The sequence below is a fragment of the Pseudomonas sp. Irchel s3a18 genome (genome assembly GCF_900187535.1).
In the GTDB taxonomy this organism is placed as follows: domain Bacteria; phylum Pseudomonadota; class Gammaproteobacteria; order Pseudomonadales; family Pseudomonadaceae; genus Aquipseudomonas.
Genome location: NZ_FYDV01000005.1, coordinates 242,212 through 256,475 on the forward strand (window position 1 = coordinate 242,212; position 14,264 = coordinate 256,475).

At 63.2% G+C, this 14,264-nt stretch carries 11 protein-coding genes; 9 read left to right on the plus strand and 2 right to left on the minus strand.

Going from position 1 to position 14,264, the window contains the following annotated elements; all coding sequences use genetic code 11:
- Positions 1-4 precede the first annotated feature (4 nt).
- The 9 genes from CKW29_RS10190 to CKW29_RS10235 all read left to right on the plus strand — a co-directional run bounded on the left by CKW29_RS10190 (position 5) and on the right by CKW29_RS10235 (position 11,956).
- Positions 5-3,772, plus strand: coding sequence for a nitrate reductase subunit alpha (locus tag CKW29_RS10190; RefSeq protein ID WP_095148365.1), 3,768 nt, complete (start codon positions 5-7; stop codon positions 3,770-3,772).
- A gap of 9 nt (positions 3,773-3,781) precedes the next feature.
- Positions 3,782-5,320, plus strand: coding sequence for a nitrate reductase subunit beta (narH, locus tag CKW29_RS10195; RefSeq protein WP_095082495.1), 1,539 nt, complete (start codon positions 3,782-3,784; stop codon positions 5,318-5,320).
- A gap of 2 nt (positions 5,321-5,322) precedes the next feature.
- The gene (gene narJ, locus CKW29_RS10200) at positions 5,323-6,078 is read left to right on the plus strand and encodes a nitrate reductase molybdenum cofactor assembly chaperone (RefSeq protein WP_095082497.1); all 756 of its coding nucleotides are present in this window, start codon (positions 5,323-5,325) and stop codon (positions 6,076-6,078) included.
- Positions 6,071-6,751, plus strand: a complete 681-nt coding sequence (gene narI, locus CKW29_RS10205; protein ID WP_095082499.1) for a respiratory nitrate reductase subunit gamma — start codon at positions 6,071-6,073, stop codon at positions 6,749-6,751. Before narJ ends, narI begins: the two co-directional genes overlap by 8 nt.
- A 10-nt stretch (positions 6,752-6,761) precedes the next feature.
- Positions 6,762-7,724, plus strand: a complete 963-nt coding sequence (locus tag CKW29_RS10210) for a peptidylprolyl isomerase (RefSeq protein ID WP_095148366.1) — start codon at positions 6,762-6,764, stop codon at positions 7,722-7,724.
- 22 nt (positions 7,725-7,746) lie between these two features.
- A complete protein-coding gene (gene moaA, locus CKW29_RS10215) occupies positions 7,747-8,739 on the plus strand; it encodes a GTP 3',8-cyclase MoaA (protein WP_095143424.1) in 993 nt (330 codons plus the stop codon).
- A 312-nt stretch (positions 8,740-9,051) separates the two neighbouring features.
- Positions 9,052-11,064: a ribonucleoside triphosphate reductase gene (locus CKW29_RS10225; RefSeq protein ID WP_095143426.1), complete on the plus strand. Its 2,013-nt coding sequence runs from the start codon at positions 9,052-9,054 to the stop codon at positions 11,062-11,064.
- Between the two features lie 32 nt (positions 11,065-11,096).
- The gene (gene nrdD, locus CKW29_RS10230; protein WP_095082507.1) at positions 11,097-11,264 is read left to right on the plus strand and encodes an anaerobic ribonucleoside-triphosphate reductase; all 168 of its coding nucleotides are present in this window, start codon (positions 11,097-11,099) and stop codon (positions 11,262-11,264) included.
- Positions 11,261-11,956: an anaerobic ribonucleoside-triphosphate reductase activating protein gene (locus CKW29_RS10235; RefSeq protein ID WP_305887440.1), complete on the plus strand. Its 696-nt coding sequence runs from the start codon at positions 11,261-11,263 to the stop codon at positions 11,954-11,956. Before nrdD ends, CKW29_RS10235 begins: the two co-directional genes overlap by 4 nt.
- A 76-nt stretch (positions 11,957-12,032) precedes the next feature.
- On the opposite strand, the gene CKW29_RS10240 is transcribed toward CKW29_RS10235, so the two are convergent.
- Both CKW29_RS10240 and CKW29_RS10245 read right to left on the minus strand, forming a co-directional pair.
- A complete protein-coding gene (locus tag CKW29_RS10240; protein ID WP_095148368.1) occupies positions 12,033-13,412 on the minus strand; it encodes a 4Fe-4S binding protein in 1,380 nt (459 codons plus the stop codon).
- On the minus strand, positions 13,400-14,254 hold the full coding sequence (locus CKW29_RS10245; protein WP_095148369.1) for an FTR1 family protein: 855 nt from the start codon (positions 14,252-14,254) through the stop codon (positions 13,400-13,402). The genes CKW29_RS10240 and CKW29_RS10245 overlap by 13 nt, the downstream gene beginning before the upstream one ends.
- Positions 14,255-14,264 lie beyond the last annotated feature (10 nt).

The following is a 14,264-nucleotide window of genomic DNA, read 5'->3' on the forward strand; positions in this document are numbered from 1 at the left end:
CACCATGAGTCATTTGCTGGATCAACTGCGGTATTTCAATCGCAAGCAAGGCGAGTTCTCCGATGGCCACGGGGAGACCCGCAAGGAGTCCCGCGACTGGGAGAATGTCTACCGCTCGCGCTGGCAGTACGACAAGATCGTGCGCTCCACCCATGGGGTGAACTGCACCGGTTCCTGCTCGTGGAAGATCTACGTGAAGAACGGCCTGATCACCTGGGAAACCCAGCAGACCGATTACCCGCGCACCCGCAACGACCTGCCCAACCATGAGCCGCGCGGCTGTCCACGGGGGGCCAGTTACAGCTGGTACATCTACAGCGCCAACCGGCTCAAGTACCCGAAAATCCGCAAGCCATTGCTCAAGTTGTGGCGCGAGGCGCGCCAGACCCTGGCCCCTGTCGAAGCCTGGGCCAGCATTGTCGAGAACAAGGCCAAGGCCGACTCCTACAAGAGCAAGCGCGGCATGGGCGGCTTCATCCGTTCCAACTGGGAGGAAGTCAACGAGATCATTGCCGCGGCCAACGTCTACACCGTCAAGCAATACGGGCCTGACCGGGTGGTGGGCTTCTCGCCGATTCCGGCCATGTCGATGGTCAGCTATGCCGCGGGGGCCCGTTACCTGTCGCTGATCGGCGGCGCTTGCCTGAGCTTCTACGACTGGTACTGCGACTTGCCGCCGGCCTCGCCGATGGTCTGGGGCGAGCAGACCGACGTGCCGGAATCGGCCGACTGGTACAACTCCAACTACATCATTGCCTGGGGCTCCAACGTTCCGCAGACCCGTACCCCCGACGCGCACTTCTTCACCGAAGTCCGCTACAAGGGCACCAAGACCGTGGCCATCACCCCCGACTACTCGGAAGTGGCCAAGCTCACCGACCTGTGGCTCAACCCCAAGCAGGGCACTGACGCAGCGCTGGCCCAGGCGTTCAACCATGTGATCTTCAAAGAGTTCCACCTGGACAAGCCGAGCGCCTATTTCACCGACTACGCCAAACGCTTCACCGACCTGCCGGTGCTGGTGCTGCTCAAGCCGATGCTCGGCATGGCGCCGGGCGCCGGCTATCAACCGGATCGCTTCCTGCGGGCCTCGGACCTGACCGACAACCTCGGCCAGGAGAATAACCCGGAATGGAAAACCATCGCCCTCGACGCGAGCGGCGAACTGGTCTCGCCGCTAGGCTCGATCGGTTACCGCTGGGGTGAGCAGGGCAAGTGGAACATCCAGGCCCGCGAAGGCGGCGAGGGCCGCGAGATCGACCTGACCCTGAGCCTGATCGGCGGCGAGGTCACGGAAGTGGCGTTCCCGTACTTCGCCGGTGAGTCCCAGGAGTACTTCCAGCACGTCGCCGGCGATGCCGTGCAGTATCGCCGTGTGCCGGTGCGCAGCCTGACCCTGGCCGATGGCAGCCAGGCCAAGGTCGCCACCGTGTTCGACCTGTCGGCGGCCAACCTGGCCATCGATCGCGGCCTGGGCGGCGCCAACGTGGCCAAGGACTACAACGACGCCACTGTGCCCGGCACCCCGGCCTGGCAGGAGCAGATTACCGGCGTCAGCCGCGAGAAGGCGATCCAGATCGCCCGTGAGTTCGCCGACAACGCCGACAAGACCCGTGGCCGTTCGATGATCATCGTCGGCGCGGCGATGAACCACTGGTACCACATGGACATGAACTACCGCGGGCTGATCAACATGCTCATGCTCTGCGGTTGCGTCGGCCAGACCGGTGGTGGCTGGGCGCACTACGTGGGCCAGGAAAAACTCCGTCCGCAATGCGGCTGGCTGCCCCTGGCATTCGGCCTGGACTGGAGCCGTCCGCCACGGCAGATGAACGGCACCAGCTTCTTCTATGCCCACAGTTCCCAGTGGCGCCACGAGAAGATGAGCATGCACGACGTGCTCTCGCCGCTGGCGGACAAGAGTCAGTTTCCCGAACACGCACTGGACTACAACATCCGCGCCGAACGCGCCGGCTGGCTGCCCAGCGCGCCACAGCTGAACACCAACCCGCTGCACATCTGCCGTGACGCCGCCGCGGCCGGCATGGCGCCCAAGGACTACGTGGTCAAGTCGCTGCATGAAGGCTCGCTGCGCTTTGCCTGCGAACAGCCGGACAGCCCGGTCAACTTCCCGCGCAACATGTTCATCTGGCGCTCCAACCTGCTGGGCTCCTCCGGCAAGGGCCACGAGTACATGCTCAAGTACCTGCTGGGTACCAAGAACGGGGTGATGAACGAGGACATCGGCCAGGTCGGCGACTGCAAGCCTACCGAAGCCGAGTGGGTGGACGAGGGCGCCATCGGCAAGCTCGACCTGGTCACCACCCTGGACTTCCGCATGTCCTCGACCTGCGTCTATTCCGACATCGTGTTGCCGACGGCCACCTGGTACGAAAAAGACGACATGAACACCTCGGACATGCACCCCTTCATTCACCCGTTGTCGGCAGCTATCGACCCGGCCTGGGAATCGCGTTCCGACTGGGAAATCTACAAGGGCATCGCCAAGGCGTTTTCCAGCATGGCGGTCGGTCACCTGGGCGTTGAGCAGGACCTGGTCACCGTGCCGTTGATGCATGACAGCGTCGGTGAACTGGCCCAGCCCTTTGGCGGCACCGACTGGAAAAGCGCCGGCGTGGCGCCGCAACCGGGCAAGAACGCACCGAACCTGCAGGTGGTGGAGCGCGACTACCCGAACATCTACAAGCAGTTCACCTCCCTGGGGCCGTTGCTGGAGAAGCATGGCAACGGCGGCAAGGGCATCAACTGGAACACCGAGGAGGAAGTGAAATTCCTTGGCGAGCTCAATTACCGCGAAGGCGAGGCGGGGATCAGCCAGGGGCGGCCGAAGATCGACACGGCCATCGATGCCGCCGAGGTGATTCTGTCCCTGGCCCCGGAAACCAACGGCCATGTTGCCGTCAAGGCCTGGGCTGCGTTGTCGGAGTTCACCGGTATCGACCACAGCCACCTGGCCCTGTCCAAGGCTCATGAGGCGATTCGTTTCCGCGATATCCAGGCGCAGCCGCGCAAGATCATTTCCAGCCCGACCTGGTCAGGCCTGGAAGACGATCACGTCAGCTATAACGCCGGCTACACCAACGTTCATGAAGCGATTCCATGGCGCACCATCACCGGCCGCCAGCAGTTCTACCAGGATCACCCGTGGATGCAGGCCTTTGGCGAGCAGCTGATGAGTTACCGGCCGCCGGTCAACACCCGGACCATCGAAGGGGTGAAGGGCAAGCGCAGCAACGGCGAAACCGAAATCGTCCTGAACTGGATCACTCCGCACCAGAAATGGGGCATCCACAGTACCTACAGCGACAACCTGCTGATGCTCACGCTGAGCCGTGGCGGACCGATTGTCTGGCTCTCGGAAATCGACGCCAAGCGTGCCGGTATCGAGGACAACGACTGGATCGAATGCTTCAACGCCAACGGCGCCCTGACGGCGCGGGCGGTGGTCAGCCAGCGGGTCAAGGAAGGCATGGTGATGATGTACCACGCCCAGGAACGGATCGTGAACGTGCCAGGCGCCGAAACCACCAAGACCCGTGGCGGCCATCACAACTCGGTCACCCGGGTGGTGCTCAAGCCGACCCACATGATCGGCGGCTATGCCCAGCAAGCCTACGGTTTCAACTATTACGGCACGGTCGGTTGCAACCGCGACGAGTTCGTCGTGGTGCGCAAGATGGCCAAGGTCGACTGGCTCGATGGTTCGACTGGCGATGACTTGCCGCGCCCCCTGCCGACCGAGATGGATTGAGGAGTTGTCATGAAGATTCGTTCACAAATCGGCATGGTGCTGAACCTGGACAAGTGCATCGGGTGCCACACCTGTTCGATCACCTGCAAAAACGTCTGGACCAGCCGCGAAGGCATGGAATACGCCTGGTTCAACAACGTCGAAAGCAAGCCCGGGATCGGTTACCCGAAAGAGTGGGAAAACCAGGACAAGTGGAAGGGCGGCTGGGTTCGCCACGCCAACGGTTCGATCAACCCGCGCATCGGCGGCAAGTTCCGGGTGTTGGCGAATATTTTCGCCAACCCGGACCTGCCGAGCCTCGACGACTACTACGAACCCTTTGACTTCGATTATCAGCACCTGCACACCGCGCCGCTGGGCGAGCACCAGCCCACTGCGCGCCCGCGTTCGCTGGTCTCCGGCAAGCGCATGGAGAAAATCGAATGGGGCCCGAACTGGGAGGAAATCCTCGGCACCGAGTTTGCCAAGCGGCGCAAGGACAAGAACTTCGACAAGATCCAGGCGGACATTTACGGCGAGTACGAAAACACCTTCATGATGTATTTGCCGCGCCTGTGCGAGCACTGCCTGAACCCGGCGTGCGCGGCGTCCTGCCCGAGCGGGGCGATCTACAAGCGTGAGGAAGACGGGATTGTCCTGATCGACCAGGAGAAGTGCCGCGGCTGGCGGATGTGCATCAGTGGCTGCCCGTACAAGAAAATCTATTTCAACTGGAAAAGCGGCAAGTCCGAGAAGTGCATTTTCTGCTACCCGCGTATCGAAGCCGGGATGCCGACGGTGTGTGCCGAAACCTGTGTCGGGCGCATTCGCTACCTCGGTGTGCTGCTGTATGACGCCGACCGCATCAGCGAAGTGGCGAGCACCGCCAATGAGCAGGACCTGTACGAGAAGCAGCTTGAGATCTTCCTCGACCCCAACGATCCGGCGGTGATTCGCCAGGCGCTGGAAGACGGTGTACCGCAGTCGGTGATCGACTCGGCACAACGCTCGCCGGTCTACAAAATGGCCGTGGACTGGAAGCTTGCGCTGCCTCTGCACCCGGAATACCGCACCCTGCCGATGGTCTGGTACGTACCGCCGCTGTCGCCGATCCAGAACGCGGCCGCCGCCGGCACCGTGGGCATGAACGGGGTCATCCCGGATGTCGACAGCCTGCGCATTCCCCTGCGCTACCTGGCCAACCTGCTGACCGCCGGCGACGAGAAACCGGTCAAGCGCGCCCTCAAGCGCCTGCTGGCGATGCGCGCCTACAAGCGTTCCGAACAGGTGGACGGGGTCCAGGACCTGCAAGTGCTCAAGGATGTCGGACTGAGCGTGAGCCAGGTCGAGGAGATGTACCGCTACCTGGCGATCGCCAACTATGAAGACCGTTTCGTGGTGCCCAGCGCACACCGTGAGGAGGCCATGAGCGACGCGTTCGCCGAGCGTTCCGGCTGCGGTTTCAGTTTCGGCAGCGGCTGCAGCGGCAGCTCCGACACCAATATGTTCGGGGCGAAGAAGGCCAACCGCCGCGACATCCTGAAAACCGTGCAGTTGTGGGAGGACTGAGCATGCGCATTCTCAAAGTGATTTCACTGTTGCTCGATTACCCGACCGACACCCTGATAGCGGCTCGAGACGAACTGGAGCAGGCAATCATCCACTCCCGGGAAATCAGCCCCCGGCAACGGGGGGCGCTGTTCGAGTTGCTGGAACTGATCTGCGGCAACGACCTGATGGATGGGCAGGAGCACTACGGTGCCTTGTTCGGTCGCGGTCGCTCGCTGTCGCTGCTGTTGTTCGAGCATGTGCACGGTGAGTCCCGTGACCGTGGCCAGGCGATGGTCGACATGATGGCGCAGTACGAGGCCGCCGGTTTCGCCATCGGCGTCAAGGAGCTGCCGGACTATATCCCGCTGTACCTGGAGTTCCTGTCTACCCGCGAAGACCTCGAGGCCCGCGAAGGGCTGGCCGATGTTTCGCACTTGCTGGCCTTGTTGGCGGCACGTCTGGAGGAGCGCGAGAGCGCCTATGCCAGCTGCTTCCGGGCGCTGTTGCAGATTGCCGGTGCCGAGCCGCAGGAGGCGGTGGCGCAATTGCGCGCGCAGGTCGCCGCCGAATCCAGGGACGACTCGCTGGAGGCCCTGGACAAGGTCTGGGAAGAAGAGGCGGTGGACTTCCTCCAGGCCGAGCAGCAGGACCGTTGTGGCGCGCAGCCGAGTGCGCCGGGCAAGGCCCGGGAAGAAAGCGCGGTACCGCTGCACTGGGTCGATTTTCAGCATGAAGGCGTGGCCAGCGTGCCCGCCGGGGAGGTGGGCAATGTCTAAGTGGAACCTGTTGTTGTTCGGGGTGTATCCCTATATCGCGCTGGCGATCTGTCTGCTGGGCAGTTGGGCCCGCTTCGATCTTTCGCAGTACACCTGGAAGGCTGGCTCCAGCCAGATGCTCAACAATCGCGGGATGCGCGTGGCGAGCAATCTGTTCCATGTCGGCGTGCTGTTCGTGCTGGCCGGCCACTTCGTCGGCCTGCTGACCCCGGCGTCGGTCTATCACCATGTGATCAGCACCGAGCACAAGCAATTGCTGGCGATGGTCTCCGGGGGCTTTTTCGGCCTGTTGTGCCTGATCGGCCTGCTGATGCTGGTGAACCGGCGCCTGAGCGACCCGCGGGTGCGCGCCACTTCCAGCACCTCGGACATCCTGGTGCTGCTGGTGCTGCTGGCCCAGTTGGTGCTCGGCCTGCTGACGATCGTGGCGTCCACCGAACACATGGACGGCTCGGTGATGGTGCTGCTCGCCGACTGGGCGCAGAACACCGTGCTCCTGCGGCCGGTGGAGGCAGCGGCGGCGATGGCGCCGGTTGGCCTGATCTACAAGTTGCACGTGTTGCTCGGCTTGACCCTGTTTGTGCTGTTCCCGTTCACCCGTCTGGTGCACATCGTCAGCGCACCGGTCTGGTACCTGGGGCGGCGCTATCAAATCGTTCGGCAGAAAATCTGAGGAGGCAATCATGTCAGGTGGATGTGGATGTGGCGGCGGTAAAGGCGGCAGCGGTGGTTGTGGGGCTTCCAGTGCTCCGCAGCCGCTAGCGGTCGAAAGCGTAGCGGGCGGGGCGGTGGCGTTTGAACCGCCGCACCCTGAACCGGCGGCGGCTGAGCAAGCCCCCGCACAACTGATCGCCAGTAGTGAGCAGGAGTGGCCGATCATCAGCGTCAATCAGGTGCCGATCACCCCGGAAGCGATGGCCCGGGAGCTGCAATATCATCCGGCGCCCAGCCGTGAGGAGGCGGTGTACCAGGCGGCCAGGGCGTTGGTGATCCGCGAACTGTTGCAGCAGCGCATCGCCGAGCTTGGCCTGTCGCTGCAACTGGGCGCCGGCGAAAACGAAGAGGAGGCCGCCACGCGCTTGCTGCTCGAACGCGAGGTGCAGGTGCCCGAGTGTGACGAGGCCACCTGTGAGCGTTACTACGACAGCAACCGCGCGCGCTTTCACAGTGCGCCGTTGCTGGCGGTGCGGCACATTCTGCTCGAATGTGCCCCGGACGATGCCGAGGCGCGCAGCCTGGCGCACGTTCAGGCCGAGATCCTGGTGCAGCGCCTGGAGGAATTTCCCGGCAGCTTCGCCGAGCTCGCACAAAAGTACTCGGCCTGCCCGTCGAAGGCCCAGGGCGGTTCGCTGGGGCAGATCAGCAAAGGCCAGACCGTGCCGGAACTGGAGCGGCAGTTGTTCACCCTGGCGCCGGGGTTGGCCAGCAAGCCGCTGGAAAGCCGGTTTGGCTGGCATGTGGTCAGTGTCGACCAGCGGATCGAAGGCAAGGCGTTGCCCTATGAGGTGGTCTCGACGGCGATTCGCACCCAGTTGCAACAGGGTGTCTGGCAAAAGGCGCTGGTGCAGTACCTGCAAACCCTGATTGGCGCCGCGGATGTTCGTGGCATCCATCTACAGGGCGCCGACTCACCGCTGGTGCAGTAACCACGAGGCCAAGGGGAATGTGATGAGCACGCTGATGCAGGATGGATATGGACGGCAGATCGACTACCTGCGGATGTCGGTGACGGACCGTTGTGATTTTCGCTGTGTGTATTGCATGGCCAAGAACATGACGTTTCTGCCGCGCCAGCAGGTGCTCACCCTGGAGGAGTTGCAGCGTCTGGCGACGCTGTTCGTCGGCCTGGGTGTGCGCAAGATCCGCCTGACGGGGGGCGAGCCGCTGATTCGCCCCGGCATTGTCGACCTCTGCCGTCACATCGCCGCCTTGCCGGGCTTGCGCGAGCTGGTGATGACCAGCAATGGCTCACAACTGCAACGCCTGGCCCGGCCGCTGGTAGAGGCCGGGGTCAAGCGGATGAACATCAGCCTCGATAGCCTGGACCCAGAGAAGTTTCTCGCGATCACCCGCAACGGCAATCTCGATCAGGTCCTGGGCGGCATCGAAGCGGCGCGGGGGGCGGGGTTCGAGCGGATCAAGCTCAACTGCGTGGTGATGAAAGGGCGCAACTTCGATGAAGTGCTGGCGCTGGTGCAATACGCCATCGACCAGCGCATCGATATCAGTTTCATCGAGGAAATGCCCTTGGGCGATGTCGGCCGTGCCCGGGGCGAATCGTTCTGTTCCAGCGACGAGGTCCGGGCGCTGATCGCCAGTCGCTATCCGTTGCTCGACAGCACCGAAAACAGCGGTGGCCCCGCACGCTATGTGCGTCTGGCGCAGCATCCCGAGACCCGGATCGGTTTCATTTCGCCCAACAGCCACAACTTCTGTGGCAGCTGCAACCGGGTGCGGATGACCGTTGAAGGGCGGCTGCTGCTCTGCCTGGGACAGGAGGATGCCCTGGACCTGCGCGGCTTGCTGCGTCGTTACCCGCTGGACGACCAGCCCCTGATCAACGCCGTGCAACAGGCATTGCGCCACAAGCCGTTGCGCCACGACTTCAATCCCGAAGGGACGGTGCAACTGGTGCGATTCATGAACATGAGTGGGGGGTGATTCGGCGTGTGCGGTTTTTATGTAGGAGCGAGCATGCTCGCGATGAACGCAAGAGCAACGCGTTGAGTCAGAAAGCACGCGTTATCGTTGACGACCATCGCGGGCAAGCCCGCTCCTACAGGTGGCGTTTGGCAATCGAGCGTCGACCGGCTGCCGTCACAGGTTGTGCGCCATGGCTGACTGCCACTGGCGTTTTTTTTTGCCGGTAAATCTTGATATCGATCAATTGCAGGCGTGTCCTTTATCCGTAGCCTGCACTGCATATTGTGTTTTCAAGTTAATTAAAACCTATATGTAGTGTTTGGAGTTCCAATGCATAGCACGCTGATCAGTGTAGGACGCAACCGGCTGCACAAACGCGATGGCAGTCTGGTTGCCTTCGATGCGGACAAGATTCGCCAGGCGTTGATCGCAGCGGGCAAGGCCACTGGCGAGTACACCGAGGTCGAGGTCGAAGGGTTGCTCGAGGCTGTTCTGGCCCAGCTCGAAGGACACGCGCGACTGCATGTCGAGCAGATCCAGGACCGGGTCGAACGGGTATTGATGGACGCCGGGTTTTTCTTCGCCATGCGCGCCTACATCGTCTATCGCGAGCAGCACGGACGCTTGCGCCGCGACCGCAAGACCATGGTCGAGGTGGCGACCTCGATGAACGAGTACCTGGACCGAGAAGACTGGCGGGTGCAGGCCAATGCCAACCAGGGCTATTCCCTGGGCGGGCTGGTGCTCAACGTATCGGGCAAGGTCACCGCCAACTATTGGCTGGACGAGGTGTACAGCGAGGCCATCGGTCGGGCCCATCGCGAGGCGGATCTGCACGTGCACGACCTCGACATGCTGGCCGGCTACTGCGCGGGCTGGTCGTTGCGCACGCTGTTGCACGAAGGGCTCAATGGCGTACCCGGCCGGGTCGAGGCCGGCCCGCCGAAACACCTGAGCAGTGCCCTGGGGCAGATGGTGAACTTCCTCGGCACCCTGCAGAACGAATGGGCCGGGGCCCAGGCATTCAGTTCGTTCGACACCTACCTGGCGCCCTACGTGCGCCAGGACCAGTTGAGTTTTCAGCAGGTGCGCCAGGCGATTCAGGAGTTCATCTACAACCTCAACGTGCCATCGCGCTGGGGCACCCAGACGCCTTTTACCAACCTGACGTTCGACTGGGTGTGCCCAGAGGATCTGCGCGAGCAGATCCCGGTGATCGGCGGCGAGGAAATGCCCTTTGCCTACGGTGACCTGCAGGTGGAAATGGACCTGCTCAACCGTGCCTATATCGAGGTGATGCAGGCCGGTGACGCCAAGGGGCGGGTGTTCACCTTTCCCATCCCGACCTACAACATCACCCATGATTTTCCCTGGGACAGCGAGAACGCTGACCGACTGTTCGAGATGACCGCCCGTTACGGCCTGCCGTACTTCCAGAACTTCCTCAATTCGGACATGCAGCCCAACCAGGTGCGTTCGATGTGTTGTCGGTTGCAACTGGATGTGCGCGAGCTGCTCAAGCGCGGGGGCGGCCTGTTCGGCTCGGCCGAGCAGACCGGATCGCTAGGCGTGGTGACCCTCAATTGCGCGCGCCTGGGTTACCTGTTCAAAGGCAACGCCAGCGGCCTGCTGCAGCGGCTGGACGCCTTGATGGAGCTGGCGATGGAGAGCCTGGAGGTCAAGCGCAAGGTGATCCAGCACCATATGGACGCCGGTTTGTACCCTTACACCAAACGGTACCTGGGGACCCTGCGCAATCATTTTTCCACCATCGGCCTCAATGGCCTGCATGAAATGCTGCGTAACTTCAGCGGTGACGAGCAGGGCATGCACACTGAGCAGGGCCGTACGTTTGCCCTGCAGTTGCTGGACCATGTGCGCGCCACCCTGGTGCGCTTCCAGGAAGAAACCGGCCATCTCTACAACCTCGAAGCGACCCCGGCCGAGGGCACCACCTACCGCTTTGCCAAGGAAGACCTTAAGCGTTACCCCGACATTCTTCAGGCCGGCAGCCGCCAGGCGCCGTACTACACCAACTCCTCGCAACTGCCGGCGGGCTTTACCGACGACCCCTTCGAAGCCCTTGAGTTGCAGGACGAACTGCAATGCAAATACACCGGTGGCACGGTGCTGCACCTGTACATGGCCGAGCGGATTTCCTCGACCCAGGCTTGCAAGCAACTGGTGCGCAAGGCGCTCGGGCGCTTCCGCCTGCCGTACCTGACCGTGACCCCGACCTTTTCCATCTGCCCGGTCCACGGTTACCTCGATGGCGAACACGAGTTCTGCCCCAAGTGCGACGAGGCCTTGTTGCGCGAGCAGCACCCGGGCACGGCCCATTGATTTCATTTCACTCAACCGCAAGGAGCTACACCATGAATGCACTGCACACATTGCCTCAGGCCAAGCGTCAACGTTGCGAAGTCTGGACCCGGGTGATGGGTTATCACCGCCCGGTCTCGGCGTTCAACCCGGGTAAGCAGTCCGAGCACCGCGAGCGGGTCCATTTCACCGAATGCGCGGCATCGGCCGGGCGCCAATGAGTCGAACGCTCAGGGTCGGGGGCATGGTGCCCCTGACCACGCTCGACTATCCGGGCATGCTGGCCTGCGTGCTGTTCTGCCAGGGGTGTGCCTGGCGTTGTCGTTACTGCCATAACCCGCAGTTGATCCCGCCTCGCGGCAGTGAAGAGGTGGACTGGTGCCGGGTGCTGGCGTTCCTGCAACGCCGTGAGGACTTGCTCGATGCCGTGGTGTTCAGCGGCGGCGAGCCAACCTTGCAGGACAGCTTGCTGGCGGCCATGGATGAAGTGCGCGCGATGGGTTTTCGTATCGGCTTGCACAGTGCCGGGATCAAACCGGACGCCTTTGCCAGGGCTGTGGCCGGTGCCGATTGGGTCGGCTTCGACGTCAAGGCGCTGGCCGAGGATTGCCAGGCGATCACCGGTGTCCGGGGCAGTGGCGTGGCCAACTGGCAGAGTCTGGAGCATCTGCTGGCCAGCGGCGTCGACTATGAGTGTCGCACCACGGTGCATTGGCATCTGCTCGATCCCGCACGGCTATTGACCCTCGCCCGACGTTTGAGCGAGCGCGGGGTCAAGCGTTTTGCCGTGCAACTGGTCAGGACCGAACGGATGTTCGATCCGCGCTTGTCGAGTGTTTCATTGCAGTTTGACCAGGTTGAACTGTGGGCGGCCCTGCGTGATCTGTTTCCGGAGTTCGTGTTGCGTGGGTAGGGCCAGACAGGATGATCGTTCCCACGCAGAGCGTGGGAGCGATCTAGACAGGCTGTGCATGATGTTGTTGGATACCTCAGTTCCACCCCCAGAATTGCAACCACCAGCCATACCCCACCAGTGCGTTGGCCAGTAACAGGCAAGCACCCACAGCGCTGCGCCGGGGCAGGGGAATGCCCTGGAGGGCCATCCGTTTCCAGCCCAGCAACAGGCTCCAGCCGATGGCGCCCAGCAACAGCCAGGCCCGGGCCGGCTGTACCCATTCCAGCAACAGCCCTTCATAGCGCAGCAACTTCACGGTGGTCGCCGACAGCCCGAGAAACAGTCCGGCGGCGCCCAGAGGGGTGAGTGTCAGGCTCAGGGGCACGTAGAGCGCAGGGTCACCGGCCAGTCGCGCCGCCCCGCGCAGCAGGATCAGCAAGCCGCCACCCAGCACCAGGGCGCTGGCCGTCAGGTACAGGACGATACTGAAGCCGTCGAGCCAGCTGAAACTGTCGTTGAGTGCGGGGTAGTGGGTCAGCAGCCACCAGGGCGCGTTGTCCTGCAAGGGCCAGAACACTTCGTGCCCGACCAGCCATTGCGCGAGGGACTGCTTGAGGGCAATGAACCAGGGGCTGACCGTCCATTGAAACGCGCCCATGGCCAGACCGATCACGCCGAACAGCAACAAGCGGGCGTCCCACGGCGACAGGTTATCTTCTGTCGCGTGGAGGATCTCCTGGTTGCTGGACCGGGCGATCAGTTGCACGGCGTCACGTTGCCCGCTGCAACGCCCGCAGGCATGGCAGTCGCTGGCGCCCCGCAGGCGACGGATGTCCAGCAAGGGCGCGCAATTGGGAGGGGGCAGGCGGGGGCCTGCATTGTCTTTCCAGCGCTGTTCGTCGACCTGGAAGTGCACCGGGGCCAGGCGCGCAAGCAGGGCAAAGACGCCGCTGACCGGGCACAGGTAACGACACCAGACGCGCTTGCCCCTGGCGAACAGCAGGCCGACGCCGACCGCCACGACCGTGGAACCGCCCAGAATCAGCAGGGCGGCCTGGGCGTAGTCATACACACTGATCAACTGCCCGTAGAGGGTGGTCAGGCAGAACGCCAGGGTCGGCCAGCCGCCCCAGCGCACCCAGCGCGGCACGCCCAGGCCTTTGCCGTACTGGCTGGCCCACTCGCTCAGTGAACCTTCCGGGCACAGCACACCGCACCAGAGTCGCCCGAACAGCAGCATCGACAGCAGCACGAACGGCCACCAGATACCCCAGAACAGAAACTGCGCGAGCAGGGTCAGGTTGTCGAGTATCCGGGCCTGGCTGTCCGGCAGCGGCAACAGGGCCGGCAGCACCAGCAGCCCGCCATAGAACAGTACGACCAGCCACTGCACCACGCGAATCGCCGTCGCGTGGCGGCGCATGCCGTCGCCCAGGCGCTGCAACCAGCGGTTGTGCCGACTCAGCCCGGGCATGGGACGGCCCTCGGGGGGCGTTGACGCAACCAGCCGCCGACCGCCAGCCAGTAACCGCTCAGCACCAGCAGGCTCAAGCCGCTGGGCGCCGCCCGGTAACCGGTCATACTCGCCAGGAAACCGCCCAGGCCATGGCTGTCATTGAGTACGGTACGGCTGTCCCACAGCGCTTCGCCGATCAGGCCATAGGCCCAGTCCGGCAAGTCCAGGGCGAGCAGTTGGCCGCTGATTCTTTCGGTGGCACTGATCAGTAGCGCCGCGCCGAGCAACAGTAGAATGACTTCGCTGGCGGCAAAGAAGCGCTGCCATGAAATGAGTCGACGGGTGCTGTGCAGCAAGCCGATGGTCAACCCCGACAGCACCAGCCCCGCACCTGCGCCGACGGCAAACAGGCCCAGCGCCGGACCTTGCAGGCGGGCCCCGGCGCCATACAGAAAGACCACGGTTTCGCTGCCCTCGCGGCTGACCGCGAGCATGGCCAGGAGCATCAGGCCAACGCCGCCCTGGCGAGCCAGCTGGCTGTCGGCCTGGCGTTGCAAATCAGTCTTGAGGCTGCGTGCGTTGCGGTGCATCCAGCCGACCATCTGCACCATCAGCAAGCTGGCCACCAGCGCCAGGGAAGCCTGGAACCATTCGTTGGCGGAACCGCTCATGGCGTCACCGGCGAACAGAATCAGCAGCGCCAGCAAACCCGAGAGCATCAGCCCCAGGACCACGCCCGCCCATAGGTAATTGACCAGCCGAGCCGCCTGGCTTTGCTGGCTTGCCCAGGCCTGGAGAATGCCGATCACCAGCAGCGCCTCGACGCTTTCGCGCCAGACGATGAACATTGATTGATTCATGGAAACTCCG

Bases quoted from the DNA above. Each gene is read 5' to 3' on its own strand.
- narI (WP_095082499.1), top strand. From the start codon at position 6,071: ATGTCTAAGTGGAACCTGTTGTTGTTCGGGGTGTATCCCTATATCGCG.
- CKW29_RS10235 (WP_305887440.1), top strand. From the start codon at position 11,261: ATGAGTCGAACGCTCAGGGTCGGGGGCATGGTGCCCCTGACCACGCTC.
- CKW29_RS10210 (WP_095148366.1), top strand. From the start codon at position 6,762: ATGTCAGGTGGATGTGGATGTGGCGGCGGTAAAGGCGGCAGCGGTGGT.
- CKW29_RS10225 (WP_095143426.1), top strand. From the start codon at position 9,052: ATGCATAGCACGCTGATCAGTGTAGGACGCAACCGGCTGCACAAACGC.
- narJ (WP_095082497.1), top strand. From the start codon at position 5,323: ATGCGCATTCTCAAAGTGATTTCACTGTTGCTCGATTACCCGACCGAC.
- nrdD (WP_095082507.1), top strand. From the start codon at position 11,097: ATGAATGCACTGCACACATTGCCTCAGGCCAAGCGTCAACGTTGCGAA.
- CKW29_RS10190 (WP_095148365.1), top strand. From the start codon at position 5: ATGAGTCATTTGCTGGATCAACTGCGGTATTTCAATCGCAAGCAAGGC.
- moaA (WP_095143424.1), top strand. From the start codon at position 7,747: ATGAGCACGCTGATGCAGGATGGATATGGACGGCAGATCGACTACCTG.
- CKW29_RS10240 (WP_095148368.1), bottom strand. From the start codon at position 13,412: ATGCCCGGGCTGAGTCGGCACAACCGCTGGTTGCAGCGCCTGGGCGAC.
- narH (WP_095082495.1), top strand. From the start codon at position 3,782: ATGAAGATTCGTTCACAAATCGGCATGGTGCTGAACCTGGACAAGTGC.
- CKW29_RS10245 (WP_095148369.1), bottom strand. From the start codon at position 14,254: ATGAATCAATCAATGTTCATCGTCTGGCGCGAAAGCGTCGAGGCGCTG.